The 21,318-nt window shown below is 40.0% G+C and carries 22 protein-coding genes and 2 tRNA genes; 15 read left to right on the top strand and 9 right to left on the bottom strand.

Annotation, left to right across the window (positions count from 1 at the left end):
* From ACIQZ2_RS09450 to ACIQZ2_RS09435, 4 genes are all read left to right on the top strand, one after another.
* On the top strand, positions 1 to 534 hold a 534-nt coding region (locus tag ACIQZ2_RS09450; protein WP_395768608.1), incomplete at its 5' end, for a LamG-like jellyroll fold domain-containing protein.
* A gap of 49 nt (positions 535 to 583) precedes the next feature.
* Positions 584 to 1,204: a pyridoxamine 5'-phosphate oxidase family protein gene (locus ACIQZ2_RS09445; RefSeq protein WP_395768607.1), complete on the top strand. Its 621-nt coding sequence runs from the start codon at positions 584 to 586 to the stop codon at positions 1,202 to 1,204.
* 90 nt (positions 1,205 to 1,294) lie between these two features.
* On the top strand, positions 1,295 to 1,600 hold the full coding sequence (locus tag ACIQZ2_RS09440; RefSeq protein ID WP_395768606.1) for a DUF3817 domain-containing protein: 306 nt from the start codon (positions 1,295 to 1,297) through the stop codon (positions 1,598 to 1,600).
* Between the two features lie 88 nt (positions 1,601 to 1,688).
* Positions 1,689 to 2,849, top strand: coding sequence for a PQQ-dependent sugar dehydrogenase (locus ACIQZ2_RS09435; RefSeq protein WP_395768605.1), 1,161 nt, complete (start codon positions 1,689 to 1,691; stop codon positions 2,847 to 2,849).
* 137 nt (positions 2,850 to 2,986) lie between these two features.
* Here the strand turns inward: ACIQZ2_RS09435 and ACIQZ2_RS09430 are convergent, their stop codons facing one another.
* From ACIQZ2_RS09430 to ACIQZ2_RS09420, 3 genes are all read right to left on the bottom strand, one after another.
* A complete protein-coding gene (locus tag ACIQZ2_RS09430; protein ID WP_395768604.1) occupies positions 2,987 to 3,763 on the bottom strand; it encodes a fibrobacter succinogenes major paralogous domain-containing protein in 777 nt (258 codons plus the stop codon).
* Positions 3,764 to 3,979: 216 nt separating this feature from the next.
* The gene (locus ACIQZ2_RS09425; protein ID WP_395768603.1) at positions 3,980 to 4,687 is read right to left on the bottom strand and encodes a hypothetical protein; all 708 of its coding nucleotides are present in this window, start codon (positions 4,685 to 4,687) and stop codon (positions 3,980 to 3,982) included.
* A gap of 183 nt (positions 4,688 to 4,870) precedes the next feature.
* Positions 4,871 to 4,943 (bottom strand) — tRNA-Lys (locus ACIQZ2_RS09420).
* Positions 4,944 to 5,176: 233 nt separating this feature from the next.
* Here ACIQZ2_RS09420 and ACIQZ2_RS09415 point away from each other — a divergent pair.
* Complete coding sequence (locus ACIQZ2_RS09415) at positions 5,177 to 5,815, top strand: hypothetical protein (RefSeq protein WP_395768602.1); 639 nt, start codon at positions 5,177 to 5,179, stop codon at positions 5,813 to 5,815.
* Here the strand turns inward: ACIQZ2_RS09415 and holA are convergent.
* Complete coding sequence (gene holA, locus ACIQZ2_RS09410; RefSeq protein ID WP_395768601.1) at positions 5,812 to 6,852, bottom strand: DNA polymerase III subunit delta; 1,041 nt, start codon at positions 6,850 to 6,852, stop codon at positions 5,812 to 5,814. The two genes, ACIQZ2_RS09415 and holA, sit on opposite strands and share 4 nt — an antisense overlap.
* A gap of 205 nt (positions 6,853 to 7,057) precedes the next feature.
* On the opposite strand from holA, the gene ACIQZ2_RS09405 reads away from it, so the two are divergent.
* A complete protein-coding gene (locus ACIQZ2_RS09405; protein ID WP_395768600.1) occupies positions 7,058 to 7,570 on the top strand; it encodes a peptidylprolyl isomerase in 513 nt (170 codons plus the stop codon).
* A gap of 127 nt (positions 7,571 to 7,697) precedes the next feature.
* Positions 7,698 to 8,162 (top strand): deoxycytidylate deaminase, encoded by a 465-nt coding sequence (locus tag ACIQZ2_RS09400; protein ID WP_395768599.1) that lies wholly within the window; start codon positions 7,698 to 7,700, stop codon positions 8,160 to 8,162.
* 1 nt (position 8,163) lies between these two features.
* Here ACIQZ2_RS09400 and ACIQZ2_RS09395 read toward each other — a convergent pair whose 3' ends face one another.
* From ACIQZ2_RS09395 to ACIQZ2_RS09385, 3 genes are all read right to left on the bottom strand, one after another.
* Positions 8,164 to 9,063, bottom strand: coding sequence for a hypothetical protein (locus ACIQZ2_RS09395; RefSeq protein WP_395768598.1), 900 nt, complete (start codon positions 9,061 to 9,063; stop codon positions 8,164 to 8,166).
* The gene (locus ACIQZ2_RS09390; protein WP_395768597.1) at positions 9,063 to 10,478 is read right to left on the bottom strand and encodes an MBOAT family O-acyltransferase; all 1,416 of its coding nucleotides are present in this window, start codon (positions 10,476 to 10,478) and stop codon (positions 9,063 to 9,065) included. The genes ACIQZ2_RS09395 and ACIQZ2_RS09390 overlap by 1 nt, the downstream gene beginning before the upstream one ends.
* Positions 10,479 to 10,841: 363 nt before the next feature.
* Positions 10,842 to 10,915, bottom strand: a tRNA-Met gene (locus tag ACIQZ2_RS09385).
* A gap of 153 nt (positions 10,916 to 11,068) precedes the next feature.
* Here ACIQZ2_RS09385 and ACIQZ2_RS09380 point away from each other — a divergent pair.
* From ACIQZ2_RS09380 to menD, 6 genes are all read left to right on the top strand, one after another.
* Positions 11,069 to 11,461: an START-like domain-containing protein gene (locus ACIQZ2_RS09380; protein WP_395768596.1), complete on the top strand. Its 393-nt coding sequence runs from the start codon at positions 11,069 to 11,071 to the stop codon at positions 11,459 to 11,461.
* Between the two features lies 1 nt (position 11,462).
* Positions 11,463 to 12,908, top strand: a complete 1,446-nt coding sequence (locus tag ACIQZ2_RS09375) for an LptF/LptG family permease (RefSeq protein ID WP_395768595.1) — start codon at positions 11,463 to 11,465, stop codon at positions 12,906 to 12,908.
* 72 nt (positions 12,909 to 12,980) lie between these two features.
* Positions 12,981 to 13,256, top strand: coding sequence for a 30S ribosomal protein S15 (rpsO, locus tag ACIQZ2_RS09370; protein WP_395768594.1), 276 nt, complete (start codon positions 12,981 to 12,983; stop codon positions 13,254 to 13,256).
* A gap of 117 nt (positions 13,257 to 13,373) precedes the next feature.
* Positions 13,374 to 15,515: a polyribonucleotide nucleotidyltransferase gene (pnp, locus tag ACIQZ2_RS09365; protein WP_395768593.1), complete on the top strand. Its 2,142-nt coding sequence runs from the start codon at positions 13,374 to 13,376 to the stop codon at positions 15,513 to 15,515.
* A 61-nt stretch (positions 15,516 to 15,576) separates the two neighbouring features.
* Positions 15,577 to 16,440, top strand: coding sequence for an RNA polymerase sigma factor RpoD/SigA (locus ACIQZ2_RS09360; RefSeq protein ID WP_109323139.1), 864 nt, complete (start codon positions 15,577 to 15,579; stop codon positions 16,438 to 16,440).
* Positions 16,441 to 16,473: 33 nt separating this feature from the next.
* Positions 16,474 to 18,087: a 2-succinyl-5-enolpyruvyl-6-hydroxy-3-cyclohexene-1-carboxylic-acid synthase gene (gene menD / locus ACIQZ2_RS09355; RefSeq protein WP_395768592.1), complete on the top strand. Its 1,614-nt coding sequence runs from the start codon at positions 16,474 to 16,476 to the stop codon at positions 18,085 to 18,087.
* Here the strand turns inward: menD and ACIQZ2_RS09350 are convergent.
* Complete coding sequence (locus ACIQZ2_RS09350) at positions 18,073 to 18,813, bottom strand: tetratricopeptide repeat protein (protein WP_395768591.1); 741 nt, start codon at positions 18,811 to 18,813, stop codon at positions 18,073 to 18,075. The genes menD and ACIQZ2_RS09350 overlap by 15 nt on opposite strands.
* A gap of 41 nt (positions 18,814 to 18,854) precedes the next feature.
* Between ACIQZ2_RS09350 and ACIQZ2_RS09345 the strand changes: the two genes are divergently transcribed.
* Positions 18,855 to 19,292 (top strand): peptidylprolyl isomerase, encoded by a 438-nt coding sequence (locus tag ACIQZ2_RS09345; protein ID WP_395768590.1) that lies wholly within the window; start codon positions 18,855 to 18,857, stop codon positions 19,290 to 19,292.
* On the top strand, positions 19,292 to 19,528 hold the full coding sequence (locus ACIQZ2_RS09340) for a hypothetical protein (RefSeq protein ID WP_395768589.1): 237 nt from the start codon (positions 19,292 to 19,294) through the stop codon (positions 19,526 to 19,528). Before ACIQZ2_RS09345 ends, ACIQZ2_RS09340 begins: the two co-directional genes overlap by 1 nt.
* On the opposite strand, the gene ACIQZ2_RS09335 is transcribed toward ACIQZ2_RS09340, so the two are convergent.
* On the bottom strand, positions 19,521 to 21,293 hold the full coding sequence (locus ACIQZ2_RS09335; RefSeq protein WP_395768588.1) for a M61 family metallopeptidase: 1,773 nt from the start codon (positions 21,291 to 21,293) through the stop codon (positions 19,521 to 19,523). The genes ACIQZ2_RS09340 and ACIQZ2_RS09335 overlap by 8 nt on opposite strands.
* Between the last annotated feature and the right edge of the window lie 25 nt (positions 21,294 to 21,318).

The raw sequence follows: 21,318 nt of genomic DNA, 5'->3' as shown, positions 1-21,318 counted from the left end.
AATGGGTCTCCTACGTATACTTCCGCTAATGGTGGTGGATATACCACCTCAGCAACTTCGTATATTTCTTTGCCTACTAATTTATCCAGTACGTTTACTGTTAGTGTTGCATGTTCCTTGAATCCATCTACCTTTTGGGCTACTCTATGGGGGAATGAATCATGGACTGCTGGTAGAGGGTATATAGCTTATTTTCTTTCAAACACTACCCTAAATTTGGGTAGTTCTTCTGGGCCAGTTAGTATCGCTGTATCCGGAATTAATACCATTCATATCTGGGATTTTGTGGTAAACGGAACAAACTACACCTTATATAGGGATGGAGTGAGCATTTCAACTGGCACATTCACTGCACCTTCTGGAGGAGTCAGTACGACTGGACTTTATTTTGGTGCAAGACATACCAATGCTGGCACCTCCTTTACTGATGCTTGTCCTGGTACATATTATAGTATGCGTGTTTATAACAGAGCATTAAGCGCAGATGAAATCAATACTAATTTTACAGTCCTTAGAGGGAATTATGGATTGTAAAATCACCCATTTTGTAACTCTTTTTCAAGTGAAATTTTAATTAAGCAAAATGGAAAACAGTACCCAGATTACCATCGAAAATATCCAGTATAGCCTTAGCGATATCGAAAAAGATTGTTGGAGCCGATTAGTCAACGGAGCTGTTAAAAGCAGAAGTCCTTTTCACACCCCTGCTGTGGCCACATTCGGTCAAAAGGAAATAAGTTTACGGACCGTTGTCCTGCGTAAAACAATACCCGAAACACGCGAGATACGCTTTCACACCGATGTGCGAAGTAGAAAATGGGCCGAATTGCTTTCTAATCCCGCCATTAGTGCCTTGTTTTATGATGCCTCAACTCGTATTCAATTGAGGCTTAATGGCCTGGCTTCATTGCATCAGCATAATGATATAACTAATGACGCTTGGCAAAAAACAACCTTGTCCAGTAGACGATGTTATTTAACCCTCCATAGCCCCTCGAGCTTTTCGGATATCCCTACCAGCGGATTAACCGAAGATATTGAGCAGGAAAATCTGAGTTTTGAAGAAAGTGAAATAGGCTTAAAAAATTTCGGGATCGTTTCCATACATGTGCAATCCATCGATTGGTTATGGCTTCATCATGCGGGGCACCGGAGGGCATTCTTTGATTATACCGATGGGAAATATCAGTGGATGATTCCATGAGGGACAAATCAACTATTTCCTTTCCTGAATTTTTCCTTGTGTAAACCTTTTGATTAATTTAGTTTCCTCAGATTAAACTCATTTAAAAAAATGTTAACTAATTTATTGAAAACGGCATTGGGGCGACTACGAATTGTTGCCTTTTTAGAAGGTTGTTCGTATTTGCTTTTGGGATTTACGATGATTTTGAAATACAAATATGCTATGCCACAGCCTAATTATGTGGTGGGTTTAGCACACGGAATCCTTTTTGTGCTATACGTCGGTTTACTGCTTCAAGTTTCCTTGATACATCGGTGGAACCTACTCAAAATGTTTGGGGCATTTGTGGCTTCTTTAATACCATTTGGTACATTTTGGGCAGATAAAGCACTATTTAGATCGATAGATAAATAGGTTTTTCACTTCGCACACAGGTTCACAGGCGATGCGAACGACTGAGTAATTTTCAATACACGTTGATTTAAGGTAAAACTGAAGTAAAATGATTACTACCTTACGTAAAAAATTTGGGTTTTTACAAGTAGTATTTATCCCACTTGCATTTCTTTTCGCATGTTCAAAAGCGGATGAACCTATTTCAGCGCCATTAACCGGTGCACCGGTGATTACGGTAACCACGCTCTTAAGCAATCAGGGAATCATTTGGGGCTTTGATTTTCTGCCAAACGGCAACCTGCTTTTCACACAAAAAACTGGAACAATGCGCTTGTTTGACACGACGACGCAGAGTAATACACTTATTTCTGGCTTACCGGCCAATATCTCAGCATCCGGGCAGGGGGGATTGCTGGATGTAGCTATTTCGCCGGATTATGCCTCAAGCAAAAGCGTATACGTAACGTATAGCATTACAGGGGGATTTCTTGTGCTAGCAAGATTCACCTTAAATGGAAATACAGCTAGCAATTGGCAAGTACTAAAAACCACCGAATCGGCTTCAACCTGGAATGGCCATTTTGGAAGCCGCATTGCCTTTGGGCCGGATGGTAAATTGTATTGGAGTGTAGGAGAAGGGGGAGGAGGAAGCCTCGGAGGTGCTTCAAGCCCACATCAAAATGGCCAAAGATTAACCACGATGTGGGGTAAAATACATCGCATGAATTTGGATGGAACCATACCAACGGATAATCCTTTGGTACCTGGCCAAACTACACGAACCACGATATTCAGTTATGGCCATCGAAATCCGCAAGGCATGGCTTTTGACCCTAAAACAAATCAACTTTTTGTTAATGAACATGGCCCGAGCGGTGGCTGTGAACTTAACCGCGTTCAAGCGGCAGAAAATTTCGGTTGGCCTTTGTATAGCAATGGCATTAACTATAATGGAACGAACATAAGCAACGGACACAATGCGGCAGGAATTGTGGCACCACTAAAAAGTTGGTCGCCCGCATTCGCGCCATCGGGTTTAACCTTTATCAACCATCCTGCATATAAAGATTGGAATGGCAATTTGCTCATGGGTAGTCTTGTTCGTCGGCATTTACTCATGATCAAGATGACCAATGGTATACCCAGCAGTGAAACCATTTTACTTGAAAATAATGGCCGCATACGAAATGTGAAAATGGGACCCGGTGGTAAAATTTACGTCAGTGTGGAAGATGGAGGCAAGTTGATAGCATTAAGTGCGCAATAAATTTATTGCAATGATTATCTGCTTTAAACCAATGGCATGCTAACTATATGTAATACATTTTTCAGTGGATAACACCGTGACAACAGCAGCATAGTGAACTGGGAAATTGCGGACTAGGCAATTTACACCATTGTAATTTAATCCTTCACGCATCGAACCGATAAACCATAGCCCTTATCATCATAGGTTTGCGCTTCACCTTGACGGTCTAGTGTATAATCCCAAGCCTTGCCTTTTTCGGTATCAGATTCAGAAATACTCCACCAACTTCCTACGTTTCCAAGATCCATAAAATCACCATCAGGGAGCCTAAAACCAGCAGGTTTAGCTAAAAAACCACTCTTGTTATTACCATTCCCCGAGATGTTTCTCTCAGGATGGTATTCCAAATTACCCCCCGTACCCCCACAAATCGCACAGGTAATATACCGACCACTCAAGGATGAATACCTTTCACCTGAACCATTGCAATAAATACAAGACTGACCTGATTCGTATTCCTCCGTAATGTATCGATTCCAACCAGTCGTTGACTTCAACATATCAGCGGCCTCCCCAGTTTCATTTAATTTCTCAAGCATTTTTTCCCATTCGTAATAATTAGGAATATGCCAACCTTTTGGCGCCAAACCCCGCGGATCAATAACGGCATACCAATTATACAAACGACCATATTTAACCCCATTCTTGGAATCATTCTTGTAATAACACCAAGCAGGCTTTTGATTCTCATTCGCCAGCTTCCATTGATCCACTGTTCGAACTTGCGGAATTGGATCCCCATTACGGAACTTGGCCACATTTAAATTGGTGGTCATCCAAACACTATGACCTATTTTCTTCTGTCCAAACGACGAAAGACTCATGGAGAAAAATAGACATGCCAAAAGGCATTGAAGGTGAAATCTTTTCATAAGTATAAACAAGGTAAAAACTTTCTTAAGATTTTTAAATCTAATAAAAAGCGCTGAAAATAACATTAAAAATACATCTTGCGCAATTTGAGAATTCCTTCCAATTCGTTAATTATGATTAATTCAATTCTAACATAAAAAGAGCCTTAAAAATATTCAAGGCTCTTTTTAACTGTATATTAAAATAAAAGATTACAAATGAAATAGGGGCTAAATTTACTCCGGTCTACTTAATGTAGTGCCGTCTGCAAAAGAAATATTAGTAATTATTACTCGTTTCTTTAGAGCATCTAAATCCATATTTGAAACTTTTGTAACTTCAGGATCATAAATAATTGCATTTGAATTAGCTCCTTTAGGAACTTTACGATCTAATTCGAATTTGCCCCAATATAGCTCCTCTCCCGATTTATTTTCTATAGATACATTGAACATTATAGATACAATATTCACAGAACCAATATTTTTTACTTCGAACTGAAGTCGATCTTTAGAGCCATCATTATAGATTTCGCTTTTCAAAAATTTAGTTAATTTCAAATCCAATGATTTTTTTGATTTCTCATCGAAGGATTTTGTTCTTGTGCGCCATAGAGAATAGTTTCTAGCATAATCATTTAGGATTTTATTGTAAGTCAAATCTGCAGGTTTTGAAGGACTTAAGAATTGATTTCTTAAACTAGACCAAGGATTACCAACGACCCCAGCTTCTTTTTCATATTGATAAATCTTACGATCAAGTAAGTCATTTAAAAAAGTCAAAAGAATTTCTTGATCTTTCTTATCTGGAGAATCAGCAAAAGCGTCTTCAATCGAGGTTTTATACGTCTTACTATCAAAAACTTCAACAGCGAGATCTACTTTTTTCTTGCAACCAGACAACAAGATGAATGCCAATAGGAATTTAATGTAGGTGATTTTCATAAAAATTTATTTTTTACATGTTTTTAGATAACCAAAAATTAATAAATTTTATTTGATTTACAATATTTAATAATTGAAAAAATATTGGAGAAAAGTAAGAAACAGCTAAAGATACAAAAGGAATAAACGTATATTTCAAAAACAAAAAAGCCTCAGATTTCTCTGAGGCTTTTCATTTAGAAGTGATCCCGCTGGGATTCGAACCCAGGACCCATACATTAAAAGTGTATTGCTCTACCAACTGAGCTACGGAATCATCAAGCCGAAGCTTGTATATCAATTGACCCACTCGGGGGTCGAAGGGAAGTTCGATCACTGACCGACCTTCATTTGCTTTTGAGGCATTTTATTGCCTTATTGCGATGCAAAAGTAGTAGTGTTTTTCGAATTATGCAAGCAAGACTTCTAAATAAAGTTCTATTTTTTTGTTTTTTTTATCTGGGCTTCACTCAATTTGTTCACAGCCAAATAGATAGAAAGCAAATTCATTTGGCTGATTCACTCTTTAAATCCAATCGCCTCCTCGAAGCCGAAGAAATTTACCAACATAACCTGAATCCAAATCTCAGCGAATTCGAGAATATTCAATTCAAATTAGCCTACATCGCCAAAGTGAAAAACGAATGGGTTACTGAATTGTACCGACTATCCAGTATCCACGCCAAACAAAATACGCCCGCCATTGCCAACAGGCTTGCCGAAATAGGAGAGAAGCAACAAATTCAAGGCTATGAAGTCAGCCTCCTCGATCAAGTCGAATGGATCTATTTCTCCATTTTTCCCTACCTCATGGGAACACTGCTGCTGCTTGGTTTATACGCCATCATCATTTTATTCCGCAAATTCCTCCAAAAAAGACGAATCCCGCGGTCTCAACTGATCTTCGTTACGGCCTACCTCTTGTTTTTATCCTTGTTCACGAACCTCCCCGGACTTTTGCGCTTTGGCATCATCACCAAAGACAAAGCCTATGTTCGCGCCTTCGCCTCCTCCGCCGCGCCAGTGAAACAAGTCCTAAAAAAAGGCAATCGAGTGAATTATTGGTTTACCAAAGACATTTGGGTAACCTGCATCGTGAATGGACAAGTAGGCTATATCAAAGCCAGCGATTATACCGCCATCAATTAAAGGTGTAAAATCTCAAAACTCAAATCCAAGAGAATATCCCGCTCTGACTCAGCAGCCCCAATAACCCCCTTTACTTTTAAGTCGGCATGCTTAATGGCCTCCAAAATTCTTACCACCTTCGCCAAAGAATAATTGCGTTTGGCCAATTGATAATCCTTAACGAAATAAGGATTTACGCCAATTTGTTTCGCCAACTCGCCATCAGATAAGGCGCCTAAATCATGTACCATGAGTACCTTGGAAAAGAAACCAAATAACAAGGCCAACATCGGGGGAACCGGATTCTGCTTCGTATTTTCCGCAAAATAGAAGGCTATTTTCTGCGCTTTGGCAACATTACGCTGCATCAAAGCCTTTTGATATTCAAAAATGTTATACTCACGCGATATACCCACATACTTCTCTACCTCCTCAGGACCTATTTCCGAACCTGCGGGGCAATTGACAATCAATTTATCCGCCTCATGAGCCATACGCTGCAAGTCGGTGCCCACATATGAAACCATTAATTCCAAAGGTGCCATCTGAATAGACAATTGGTGTTGGGCCAAATAATCCTTCAGCCAATTACCCACCTGGCCATCGGTTACTTTTTTGGAACATACAACGACACCCGTTTTATCCAGCAAAGTCAAGATTTTGGCCTTTTCATTCACGAGATTCTTGATGGTAAACACCAGTAGGGTAGAATCCGTAGGCCTAGCGCAATAATCCTCCCAGGCTTTCATGTCCTCATTGCCTTTGGCTTCTTTGCCTTTAGCTAAAGCCTCTAAAAAACTAGCCTCCTTAACAATAATCACTTGTTTTTCCGCCATCATGGGATAACGACGGGCATATGATATCACAGAACCCATGCTTTGATCCTTACCAAACAAAACAAATTGATTGAAACTTTTTTCAGATTCAGTGAGAACTTGATCCTCAAAGGCATCCGCCACTTGGTCAATAAAAAACGGCTCATCTCCATGCAATACATAGATAGGCGCGTATTTCTTCGCCTTGATGTCTTTAAGTACTTCTTGAATCGTTTTTTGCATGGGGAACCAGTCACTAGTCGATGAGCGCAAAGATAAATAGAAGTTAAGAATTAAGAGGTAAGAGTTGAGAATTAAGAGTTGAGAATTAAGAACTAAGGGGCAAGAACTAAGAATTTTAGCAAAAATAGTTTCCAACTCTCACCTCTTAACTCTTAGCTCTTAATTCTTTTTATTACCTTTATCCCTCAAAACAAAACACCCATTCATGCAAATAGCACCCAATTCTGTTGTTTTCATCTCGTATGAATTAGCATTTCCAGATGAGAACGGCCAACCGGATGTCGTTGAAATCGTAGATGAAAACGAACCCATGGTATTTATTCACGGCTTAAGTGGCCTACCAGAAAGCTTTGAAGCCAATTTAGTAGGTTTAAAAGCAGGGGATACCTTTAATTTCAACATTGCTGCAGAAGATGCTTACGGGAACGTTGACCCCAATGCCATCATTTCATTGCCAAAATCCATTTTCGAGGTGGAAGGTCAAAAAGCCGACGATGTTCTGGTTGTAGGGAATTACATCCCGATGTCAGATGACCAAGGAAATCGCATGCAGGGCATGGTCGTTTCCATCGGCGATGATCACGTTATGATGGATTTCAACCACCCTTTGGCAGAAAAGGAACTTATATTTACGGGAAAAGTCATTAAAATTAGAGAAGCAACCGCCGACGAAATTGCCCATGGACACGTGCATGGAGAAGGTGGAGTGCATCATTAAAATTTGACTTTAGACTTTGGACATTAGACCTTAGCTATTTTTAACCTCCTGTCCAACGTCTAATATCCAACGTCCAACGTCTAACGACTAACGTCCAACGTCTAATGTCTAATGTCCAACGTCTAACATGAAACCATCCTTCGATTCCATCTACATGGAACTTGCTGAAAAACTAGCCCTACGCTCACACTGTACACGAGCGCAGGTAGGAGCCGTTTTGACCAAAGACACCCGCATCATTTCGATCGGTTACAATGGTCCACCGCAAGGAACGCATAATTGCGACGAAGATTTTCACGAGGAGGGAGGCTGCCCAAGAGATTCCAAAGGATCTTGCTCCCTAGCATTACATGCCGAACAAAATGCCATCTTGTATGCTTCCAAAAACGGTGCATCCATCGAAGGATCTACCATTTACGTAACCCTTTCTCCTTGTATTTCATGTGCTCGGATCATCTACAGCATGAAAATCAAACGTGTCATTTACTTGAATAGCTACGCCGCATACAAGGGCATCGCCTCCGACGAAGGTGTGGATTTCTTACGAAAATTCGGGGTAGATGTTATGGCCTATAAGGATATAGCCTCTTAACTTAGTTTGCTGCTTTCAAATAGTCCGCAACTTCCTTCGAAAAAATCAGCGCACCGCGTGTAACTAAATGACTCTGGTCATAATAGTACTTGGCATCCTGATAAACGCCATTTGCCTGATACGTATAGATTTCTGTTTTTCCCATTAGATTCGCCCGAACAAGCTTTTCATACGCCGCATCAAAAGCATAGTAATTAGGCGGAAATACGACAATCAGCCGGATATTTTCATCCCGACAAATTCGTTGGATTTCCTTAAAACTTTTAATGAGCGCAGGATTGATTTGACTACGCTTATTTTTTTGAGGCTTATCAAACTGTGGTTTCCAACCGTTCTTTTGAAACGATATCGGCATCGATCCACAAGCCAAAATCGTATCAACTGCTGAAAAATGTTTCTGCTTCAATATGATTTGTGACTTACTTAGTTTAGCGATATTAGAATACAGTGCCAAAGGGCTTTTCTTCTTTCTTTCAATTAGCGTTTTAATCACCAACTCATCTGATACCAAAGGATACAAGCGATCAAACCTGAATTCCAGGGAAGTATTAGCCAAAAAACCCTCCGGGGAGTCTAATGTGAGTAAAAGGGTTTTGGGTTTCTTATTTTTACTAAGCAAGTTTTTCAGGATAAACTCATGAAACGCCAGATTGGACCCCGGATAAGATAGATTATAACTCGAATATCCCGTTAATCGCTCAATTTCAGAGGCAATAAGATCCCGAGCCCCACGAGAGGATCCCATGATGATAAGTTCCTTATTAACCTGTCCCTTCAGAATTTTTTCCAGTCGGGTATCAACTTCGTAGCGTGGGAATTCCTTTAGATACAGGCCAACAAGCCTATCGATGCTAGAAACAAGGATCACCAACCATAAAATTCGTAGTAAAAACCTTTTCATTAAAATTGGAAGTAAATAAACGACTGCTCTTGACTAAAGAATACAAGGACTAAAATGATTAAAACGATATATAAAAGCCAGTTGGCAAGGGTCGTACTAATTCCTTGACCGGGCATTAATTCTTTCAATTGCCGTTCATCTCGCCTAACATACCAATCTCCCATAATCAACGGAAGTATATAAATAAAGGCGATTTTCCCTTCAGTCAGTTTCAATAACTGACTTGGGTGCTCTACCACACTAAATCCTATTTGTTGAATATACCCCCATGCCATTGGGATATCATCCGCCCTGAAAAATATCCAAGCAAAAGTGACAAAGGCGAATGTGCTCAACATCTGCCAAAGCTCCTTAAAATTGGGCAAAGTACGGTCCTGAGCCACTACATCCGACACGTGTTTGCGGTTTCGATCCAGTAGAAGTAAGGGAAGAAAACCACAGGCATGAATAAAACCCCACGCAATGAAGTTCCAATTAGCCCCATGCCAAAACCCACTTACCAAGAAAATAATGAACGTATTGCGAATGGCTTTGAATTTTCCATTTTTCGAACCACCAATTGGTATATACAAATAATCCCTAAACCAGGAGGAAAGTGAAATATGCCAACGACGCCAGAACTCGGCCACATCCCGCGAGAAATAAGGGAATTTAAAGTTACTCAAGAGTTCGAATCCAAATATTTTGGCAGTACCTAATGCGATATCAGAATACCCTGAGAAATCGCCATAAATCTGAAAACTAAATGCGATGGCACCTACGAGTAAGGTAATGGCATTGTGATCTTGGTAATTTTGAAATATTTGATCAACGATACTGGCCAAAGAATCAGCTATAACGACTTTCTTAAATAATCCCCAAAGAATCAGTCGGCATCCGGCAACCGCTTGAGCGTAATTAAACAGCCGAGGCTTTTGAACTTGGGGTAACAGATGGTTGGCACGCTCAATAGGACCAGCAACTAAAAGCGGAAAGAAACTAACGAATACGGCATAATCGACAAAACTGCGTACCGGAGTTTGATTTCCACGGTAAATATCAAAGACATAGGACATGCCGTGGAAAGTGTAAAAGGAAATACCAATCGGCAAAGCGATGTTGAGCAAAACGGGATTGACATGAATTCCGATCAAGTCAAAAGCTTGTTGAGCCTGAAGCGCGAAAAAATTATAATACTTAAATACACCTAGAATACCCAGATTATTAAAAATACTTAACCATAGAAACAGTTTAGCTTTCTTAGGATTGGGGGATGCCACCCAGAAACCGTAAAAATAATCTAATGCGGTGCTCAGCATCAACAGACCCATGAACTGCCAGCTCCACCAGCCATAGAAGAAATAGCTCGCTGCTAAAACCAAAGCATTCTGCCATTTTAATGATTTGTTGAATACAAACCAATAGAGTGCGAACACAATGGGTAAAAAAAGTAAAAATTCAAATGAGTTAAAAAGCACCGAATCTATTTATTTCGTTTGGGTCATAATAGCCCTATAAGTCGCTAAAATACCAATATATCCTTAAACATACTAGTTTCGTTAGATTCCAATTCAAGTAGAGACGCGATACCTCGCGTCTAATAAAGTAGAGACGCGATACTTCGCGTATAATAAAGTAGAGACGCGATACTTCGCGTATAATAAAGTAGAGACGCGATACTTCGCGTATAATAAAGTAGAGACGCGATACTTCGCGTATAATAATAGAAAAGACGCGAAGTATCGCGTCTCTACAATCAAAAACAAAAAAAAGACCTTGCTCTCACAAAGTCTTTCTAGTAGCGGGGAGCAGAATCGAACTGCCGACCTTTGGGTTATGAATCCAACGCTCTAACCATCTGAGCTACCCCGCCGAAACATGGTGCAAATGTAATTGAAAGGTGCAAGAGTCACAAATATTTTACGAATACTTATTAAATTTGTATCTGATTTGCGATTCATCCGAATTCGTTTACCTTTGTTTTTAGGGACACTTTTGGCCCATCCCATGAAAACCCAATAGCATTATGCCAGCAGTAAGCTATGAATTCGAAATCGAGATAAAAGCCTCGCCCAAAGTACTTTATCCATACATTAGTACGGCCTCTGGCTTGCAGCAATGGTTTGCAGACAAGGTTACGGTGCAGTCACAGCAAGGCTTTATTTTTTTATGGGATAATGAAAATCATCCAGCTACCATTGTTCATAATAAATTGAACAAAAGCTTCAAATTGGACTTTACCAAAGCGGGGGAACCTGCGCATAGCGCTTGCATTGAATTCAAATTAGATGTGAGCGAACTTAGTAACACAACCTATTTGGTGATTACCGATTCCGCATCCACGTTTAAGTCGGCCAGCGACGCCCAAGAACTTTGGGACTATTTAACTGATAAACTCAAAGAGATCGTAGGGAGTTAGTATGCGTAAAATAGATAAATTAGTACTGAAAGCCTTCTGGGGGCCCTTTGTCTTAACAACGCTAATCGTAATCTTCATTTTCTTATTACGATTAGTACTCTTTTATTTTGCTGATCTATTTGGCAAAGACCTAGGCGTAGGTGTCTATATCGAGTTATTTTTCTATTTTTCTCTCATTACATTGCCACTCGCATTACCTCTTTCGGTATTGCTTTCTTCGCTCATGACTTTCGGGAAATTGGGTGAAAATTTTGAATTAACCGCACTAAAAGGCGCTGGAATATCCATTATACGCATATTCCGCCCCATCCTGCTTATCGCCATTATGTTGTCGGGCTTCATGTTTTGGTTTAATAATGTGGCTATGCCCTGGGCTAATTTGAAAGGATGGGGATTGTTATATGACATTAAGACCACCAAAACGACGCTGAACATCAAGGAGGGAATCTTTTATTCCGATTTGCCCGGCTATTCCATTAAGGTGGCCAAAAAATACCCAGACAACAAAACGCTAAAATCCCTCATTATATATGATCATACACACAATGACGGGAACCGACATGTTACTTTAGCAGATTCAGGATTGATGTATACCATGTTCGGCAAGAAATACCTTGTTTTTGAGCTATTCAATGGCAAGGATTACATGGAAGATGCGGATCGAGGAAGCAATTTAGATGCGTCTGATTTAGCGGTACATAATTTCAAAAAGAGTAAAATCGTCATGTCCTTGGATGCTTTTGACCTTCACAAAACGGAAGAAAGTCAATTCTCACATTACGAAATCATGCGAGATAATTTCCAATTACAAGCGGATGAAGACTCGCTACGAAAAATAATGAGTAATATGAAGTTGGGCTTCATTACCTCCATTGGCCCTAATTTTATGTACTTCCACAAGCCGATAGGGCAATCGATCAAAATGTTATCGAATACCCAATGGGTATCGAAACGATTGAAAAAAGGATTAGCCGAAAAATCAACGCGCGACCCGATGGATATTGCAATCCAACAGGTTCAAAACATGCAAACCTTTGCTCAAACCAATTTAACAGCGCTAGAAACACGGCAGGATAAACTTAAAACTACCCGGCTGGAATGGCATAAAAAGTTTACGACCTCTTTAGCTATTCTCGTAATGTTCTTGATAGGTGCCCCCTTAGGAGCCATTATTAAAAAAGGAGGATTTGGGGTTCCCGTGGTAGTTGCCGTATCGTTCTTTATCCTCATGTATATTTTAACCCAACAAGGCGACAAAATGGCAAAAGAAGGGAAGGTGCTTGTGGAAATAGGCGCCTGGATATCGAATAGCGTACTAACTTTGATTGGGATGTATTTCTTAAAAATAGCCTTAAATGATTCACGATTATTCGAATCAGACTTCTACCGAGTCCTTTGGGATCGTGTTAAAGGCTTGAAAATACTGCAAAAGAAATATTCAAGCTAAGGGCTTGCTGATTCCGACTATTCTGTGTACTTTTGCGAATTAATTTTTATAAACTTTTTAAACTGGTAAAAGATGTATTTGTCACCCGAAGTAAAAGAAACCATTTTCGAATCAAAGGGAAAAGCAAAGTCTAAAATCGATACTGGTTCTGCTGAGTCGCAAATTGCGTTATTCACTTTCAGAATCAATCATTTGACTGAGCACCTTAAGAAAAACAAGAAAGACCACAGCACACGCTTAGGACTTTTAAAATTAGTTGGTAAGCGTCGCCGTTTACTAGATTATCTAACACGTACTGATATTACACGTTACCGTGCAATTATTGCTGAATTAGGTATTCGTAAATAAATACAAGCAGGGTTCCTTTCATTTAGGAGCCCTGTTTTATTTCTTTTTACCCCGTTTGGATTCATCAAACAAACATTCTACTCACGCAAGGTTGCGTGAAAATTTATTCCGAAACGTATGTCATTTAACATCATTACAAAGCATATTTCGATGCCTGACGGCAAGGAAGTCCAAATTGAAACTGGCAAATTAGCCAAGCAAGCGGATGGATCTGTTGTAATCAAGTCTGGAAATATGATGCTGCTCGCTACTGTTGTAGCAAACAAAGAGGCCAAAGAAGGCGTAGATTTCCTTCCTTTATCAGTTGATTATCAAGAAAAATTTGCGTCCAATGGACGTATTCCAGGATCTTTCTTAAAAAGAGAGGCACGCCTTTCTGATTATGAAATCCTAATCTCGCGTTTAGTTGACCGTGCTTTACGTCCAACTTTCCCAGATGATTACCATGCAGATGTGCAAGTGTTGATCAATCTAATCTCAGCAGATGCAGAGGTTTTACCGGATGCGTTTGTAGGATTAGCTGCCGCAGCTGCATTGGCAGTTTCGGATATCCCGTTCAATGGACCTATTTCAGAAGTTCGCGTTGCAAAAATCAACGGAGCGTATAAAGTAAACCCAAGTGTTAGCGAATTAGCTGGTGCTTCTTTAGAATTAATCGTTGCGGCTAACGAAAACGATATTTTGATGGTAGAGGGTGAAGGCGATGAAGTTTCAGAAACAGAAATGTTGGAAGCCTTGCGCATCGCACACGATGCTATCAAATTACAATGTAAAGCCTTAAACGAGTTAACTATCGCTTGTGGCAAAACTGAAAAACGTACGTATTCACACGAATCACACAACGAAGAGTTGCGTGCTGAATTGTGGAAAAACTACTACGATAAATATTTAACGGTTGCTAAACAAGCTAATCCGAAGAAAGATGAGCGCAAAGCTGCTTTCAAAGCAATCGTGGATGAATATATCGCAACTTTACCTGAAGACCATTTAGTAAACTTGTCCTTAGCGAAGGTTTATTTACATGATATCGAGAAAGAAGCTGCTCGTCAATTGGTATTACAAGAACGTTACCGTTTAGATGGCCGTAAATTGAACGAAATTCGTCAAATTACGTGTGAGGTAGATTATCTACCTACGCCACACGGTTCTTCAGTATTTACGCGTGGTGAAACACAATCATTGACTACAGTTACCTTGGGTACGAAGATGGATGAGCAAATCATCGATCAGGCGATGACTCAAGGTTACAATAAATTCATGTTGCACTACAACTTCCCAGGTTTCTCAACAGGGGAAGTTAAGCCAAATCGTGGCGTAGGTCGTCGGGAAGTAGGTCATGGTAACTTAGCCATGCGTGCAATCAGAAAAGTTTTGCCTCCTATGGAGCAATTCCCTTATACTTTACGTGTTGTTTCTGATATCTTGGAATCAAATGGTTCATCTTCGATGGCGACCGTTTGTGCAGGTACTTTAGCATTAATGGATGCTGGGGTTCAAATCAAAGCGCCTGTTTCAGGTATTGCGATGGGATTGATCTCAGACCCAAAAACAGGTAAATACGCCGTTTTATCAGATATCTTAGGAGATGAAGATCACTTAGGCGACATGGACTTTAAAGTAACAGGTACTGAAAACGGTATCACAGCTTGCCAAATGGACATTAAAGTTCAAGGTCTATCATACGAAGTTTTAGCCGAAGCCTTATCTCAAGCAAAAGAAGGTCGTTTACACATCTTAAATGAGATGAAGAAAGCGATGCCTGCTGTTCGTGCCGACTTCAAGCCACAAACGCCACGTGCTACGGTTATCAAAATTATGAAAGACCAAATCGGTGCCGTTATTGGACCAGGTGGTAAAGTCGTTCAAGATATCCAAAAGCAATCAGGTGCTACTGTTACCATCGAAGAAAAAGAAGATGGAGGTTATGTGAGCATTTTCTCTGCCAATGGAGAAGCGATGGCACAAGCCGTTCGTATGGTTAAAAATATCGTGACCGTTCCGGAGGTAGGAGAGGTTTACGAAGGAAAAGTTAAAAATATCCAAGCTTTTGGTGCATTCGTTGAATTCCTACCAGGAAAAGACGGTTTATTGCACATCTCTGAAATCTCATGGGATCGTATCGATACGATGGACGGTGTTTTCAAAGAAGGTGATAAAGTGAAGGTTAAATTGGTAGAAGTAGACAAAAAAACGGGCAAATTCCGTTTATCTGCTAAAGTTCTTTTACCAAAACCGGAGGCTCCAGCCCAAGCGGAATAATTTTATAATTTAAATGGGCAAAAGAGAAACCTTTTGCCCATTCAATCTGTTGTAAGATCCTATGAGACAGCTAAAAATTAGCAAACAAATTACCAACAGGGAAAGTCAATCACTTGACAAATACCTGCAGGAAATCGGTAAAGTCGATTTATTAACGCCGGATGAAGAGGTAATACTCGCTCAAAAAATCCGTGATGGGGATCAATTGTCATTGGAGCGCTTAACGAAGGCCAACTTGCGTTTTGTGGTTTCTGTGGCGAAACAATACCAAAATCAAGGTTTGAGCTTAGGTGACTTAATCAACGAAGGTAATTTAGGTTTGATTAAAGCAGCACAACGTTTCGATGAAACACGTGGGTTTAAATTCATCTCCTATGCGGTATGGTGGATTCGTCAATCAATCCTTCAAGCTTTGGCTGAACAATCACGTATTGTTCGTTTACCCTTAAACCGTGTAGGTTCTTTGAACAAAATCTCAAAGACCTTTTCGGAATTAGAACAAAAATTTGAGCGTGAGCCATCACCGGAGGAATTAGCCGAAGTATTGGAAATTTCAACGGGTGAGGTTGTTGATACCTTGAAAATATCGGGTCGCCATGTATCCATGGATGCACCATTCGTTCAAGGAGAAGAAAATTCACTATTGGACGTGCTTGAAAATGACTCGGAAGATAAGCCTGATTCAGGATTGATCAATGATTCATTGCGCAGAGAAGTTCAACGTGCCTTGTCTACCTTAACCCAACGTGAAGCTGACGTCGTGACGCTTTATTTTGGATTGAATGGTGAGCATGCGATGACCTTAGAGGAAATCGGTGAGAAATTCAACTTGACTCGTGAACGTGTAAGACAAATCAAAGAGAAAGCAATTCGCAGACTCCGTCACACGTCGCGTAGCAAAGCCTTAAAAACGTATCTTGGATAATTTTAAAAGCCTCTAACGAGGCTTTTTTTTGCTATGGCCTACCCAGCAGGACTTGTGGATTTAATTGATGATTTATACCAACAAGGTGTAAATGAGGCAGTTATATGCCCTGGGTCTCGAAATGCACCTATCATGCTGGCGCTTGTACGTCACGGCGGATTTCGGTGTTATTCCATAGCAGATGAGCGATCAGCCGGATTTTTCGGGCTGGGATTGGCCTTGAAATCAAAAAAACCTGTCATTATATGCTGTACCTCAGGTTCAGCTGGTTTAAATTTTGCCCCGGCAGTAGTTGAAGCCTTTTTTCAGGAGGTTCCCCTGATTGTTTTAACAGCTGATAGGCCTGCGGAATGGATTGGACAATGGGATGGACAAACCATTTATCAAAATAACTTATATGGTAAGCATGTAAAACATTTTGAAACCTTTGAAGCCTTTAAACCGCATCAATTGGTTCAAAAAGCATTGGATTTTCCACAAGGACCTGTTCACATGAATATTCCCATAGCTGAACCATTTTACCCAGCAAAAGGGGAGAAACTTCCAGTTCGAACCTCTAAGGTGGCAGCTATGCCACATAAACAAGATTATTCTTGGGATAAAAGTATTTTAGACACCATATCAGACCAAAAACTATTGATAACAGTGGGCCAGCGTCCCTACGATGAAGCTGAAAATACCTTGTTTAAACTACTGGTGGAAAAAGGAATACCGGTTATTGGTGACGCTACAGCGAATTTACCAGCGGCTTGCGAACTGAATCATGATCTAGTTTTAGCCAATGAAGGTCTTTGGTCTACTTATCAAGCTGATTTCCATCTACATTTTGGGAAATCATTCGTGTCTAAACGCATCAAACAAATGATGCGTCAACATAAACCTGCCCAATCATATTTGGTACACGAAAATCCCATTGGTAAACCTGATCCATTTCAGTCTTTGACAGAAGTTATTCATGCCACAAGTTTATCCGTTTTACATGAACTCATTTCCAAAAATTTAACAGCAAATCCAAGCTTCAAAACTTGGAATCCTGCCATTCAAGAAGCTTTTTTCAAAAAACAAGCTTGGAATGAGTTACATATCTATAATGCCTTGATTGATCATATTTCGAAGACAGATGCCGATGTCCACGTGGGAAATTCGTTGGCAATTCGTTACATCAATTGGACCGAAGCCAAATTACATGCTCGAGAAGTATTCTCCAATCGTGGTACAAGCGGAATCGACGGATGTTTAAGTACGGCGGTGGGAGCAAGCCAGTTGGCCAACAAGTTAACTATCGCTCTTTTAGGAGACGTATCCTTTCATTATGATCGAAATGCGTTGTGGAACAAGTACCTAGGACCTAATTTACGCATCATTGTAATGAATAATGGGGGCGGAGGAATTTTTCAGGTATTGGACGGGGCTAAAGACCTGGTAGAATTAGGCGAATTCATGGTGACCGAACATACGAAAACGGCCGAAAAAAGCACGTTGGATGCTGGATTGAGCTATAGTAAGGCAGAGAATTTCGACGAATTGAACTCCGTATTTCGCGATTTCTTTAAACCAAGCGCCAGCGGAAAAGTACTTGAAATCTTCACGGATGGCAGCGAAAATACCGCAGCATTACAAGCCTATATGGCACTATTCAAGCATTGATTTTTTCTGAATTCGTTCCCAATTCTTCACATACAAGGGGTTTTTGGGGTCAATTTCCAATGCCTGCTTAATATATTTTGAGGCCAAATCCCATTGCATTCTTCGAATCGCTAAGTATCCTAAGTTGTTGTAAATCAAGTCTTTAAATTTCCCTGAAGCTAATGCTTTTTGGAACATTTTTTCCGCTAAATCCAATTGATCCAATTCTTGATAAACAACTCCTTGGTTAATCATGGTTTCCACAGATGTTTTATCCAAGGCTAAGGCGCGATCATATGAAGCCAGTGATTCATTCCAAAGACTTTTTTGCATTTGAATATTGCCTTGCAGGGACCAATTGGCAGAAGAATCAGGAAAGTTTTTAACCAATGTCTCGGCAGAGCTAATCGCTTCATCGATGCGATTCATGGTTTGTAATATTTCTGTTTTTTTGAAAAGGGCTAGTGAATAGGCGGGATCTTGCTCGACAGCTTTAGAAAAATCAACCAGTGCTTCATCATTTTTCTCCAATGCCTGATAGACTAACCCTCTGTTATAATAGGCATCTGGGAATTGCGCTTGTTTTTGAACGGCCTCAGTATACCATTTGATGCTTTCAAAATACTCCTTTTCCTTAAATTTCGCGTTTCCTCGTAGAAAAAAATCGGTCGCCTCTCGTTTATCACTATCCGTTTGGCAGGCTATAAAAAGAATAGACAATAGCAGGATGGAGTACCTCATTTTCATTTTAATATTTATCTTTGTGGCTCAAATTTAATTAAAAAAAGATGGCATACGCAGAAATGTTGACCGATAAAGGGTTAATGAAAATCGAATTTTATACAGAAGATGCTCCAATTCATGTGAAAAACTTCATTGATTTGGCGGAAAAAGGATTTTATGATGGGCTTTCCTTCCACCGAGTGATTGCTGATTTCGTAATCCAAGGCGGGTGTCCAGATGGAACGGGTGCTGGTGGTCCTGGTTATTCCATTCCATGTGAGTTAACAGGAAACAATCAGTTCCATGATCGAGGTGTTTTATCGATGGCTCACCGTGGACCGAACACCGGTGGCTCACAGTTCTTCATTTGCCATTCTAGAAACAATACAGCTCACTTAGATCGTAAGCATACCTGTTTCGGTAAAGTGGTAGAGGGCTTGGATGTCATTGATCAAGTACGCGAAGGAGATGTAATCCAAAGCGTGAAAATTATGCACGATTAATGCATTTCATCAAAGAAATACCGCATGAAAATATGCGAATCTCACTTTTTGAATGGAATTCAAAATACATTCTGAAATTTGAGACGCCCCAACTCGAACAGAGCTATAAGTTCTCTGTATTGGATTTTTCAGGCCAAAAAGAAATAGAGGAGCTGGCAACCAGCTCCTCCTTTCAAAATTTTGTTATTACAACCTTTCAGCAAATGTATGCTGAGATGGGTAAGCAAATTAATTAAGTGCTAACCACTTTTTACGCAAATTCAATTGCGAATCGTTTGGACTAGCTATGGGTTGAACTTCATATGCCTTCATTGGAGTTTGAAGCACTTTCAACTCGAAAGTACGATCCAAACCATCACGCTTCACCTTGAGAGTTAGCAAATCACCCACTTTTTTGTCGGCCATAACCTTATCCAATCCCGTAAAATCTGCTTGATTAACTTGGATAATTTCATCGCCAACGTTCAATCCTGCTAAATATGCGGGTCCAGCTTTGTAGATTGACGTAATCCGATTGTTTGCAACGGATAATCCAACAAAAGGAATGGATTTTCCTTGATTTACATCGGTCCAAGTGTAACCGAATTTGGCAAAAATACCCGCATAATCTGGCGATTTAACACCATAAATATGATCTTTAAAGAACCCGGTAGCAGATGTACCTGCTACAGTAGTGAACGCATTCTCCAACTCCGCGTCCGTGAAACCACGCCCTAGTTTTAAATAATATGCTGTGTAAAGCAACTTAAATACATCATCTAAACTTTTGGCTCCGCTAGTATGTTGAATAATCCACATGTTCAAAATACCACCTAACAAAGCACCCTTATCATAATATGAAACGGTTGAGTTCCTTGAATTTTCATTTGGTCGGTAATATTTAATCCAAGCGTCCCAGCTAGAAGAAGCGGCAGATTCGACATGAGCGCCCGGTGTATTTTCAACAGCTGAAATTTCTTTTCCCAAATCATTCAAATAAGAATCCGGAGAAACCATTTTAGTACGAAGGTTAATCAAATCAGCGTAATAGCTCGTGATACCTTCTGAAAACCATAAGTTGTGGGTATAGTTTTCGTTTTCATAATCAAAAGGTCCCAAGGCAATTGGACGAATCCGTTTAACATTCCATAAGTGAAAATACTCATGAGCCAATAAATTCATAACTCCTTGATAACCACCTGGCGTTTCATAGGCCGACCTCGAAACAGAACAGGTCGTTGAATACAAATGCTCTAAACCGCCTGTTCCTCGTTGGATATTGTGAATAATAAACACATAGTGATCACAAGGATGTTGGCCCACAACTTGTTGGGCTGTTTCCGCCATCTTGGTTACATCAGCAATAAACTTCAATGAATCCACTTTAGCCTGTCCAAAAAAGGCAATTTGATGCGGTATATTGTTTACTTTGAAATTCCAAACTTGGTGATTGCCAATCTCGATAGGTGAGTCGATTAACTCGTCTAAATCTTTCGCGACGTAATTAAATCCACCGACATTCTTGAGGGCCGTTGATACCTTTTTGAAATCTTTATAAGGCACAATACTTATTTCATGTGGTTGTTTTGAGAATTTATCAACATACAATAAAACACTAGCTGGATTAATATAGCCGTGAACATCATCTAAAAAAGATGTCCGAACCGACAATTCAAAGGCATAAACTTGATAATTCACTTGAACGGTTTTGGTTCCTGGCTGAAAGGAAACACGCCACGTATTCTTGGAAATTTTCGAAATAGGCAAATCCACATTTCCGCTGAGTGCCGATATCTGCTCAACATTTTTTGCAAATTCTCGGATTAAATAGGAGCCAGGCGTCCAAGAAGCCATTTTCAAATCAATGAATTTTCCTTTTTCTTGGGAAACATCCACCGTGGTCGTTACTTCAAAATAATGCGAATGAGGAAAGGGCATTTGAATGTAGTGCTTAATGGGAGCCGCACTCAAATGAAAACCCAGGAATAATAGGGCTAAAAGACCTAATTTCTTGAAAAACATAGGTTTAAAATTTAGTTAGATGAAA

Source organism: Aquirufa sp. (assembly GCF_044342065.1).
Classification (GTDB): Bacteria; Bacteroidota; Bacteroidia; order Cytophagales; family Spirosomataceae; genus Aquirufa.
This window is presented reverse-complemented; position numbering and strand designations above follow the sequence as displayed.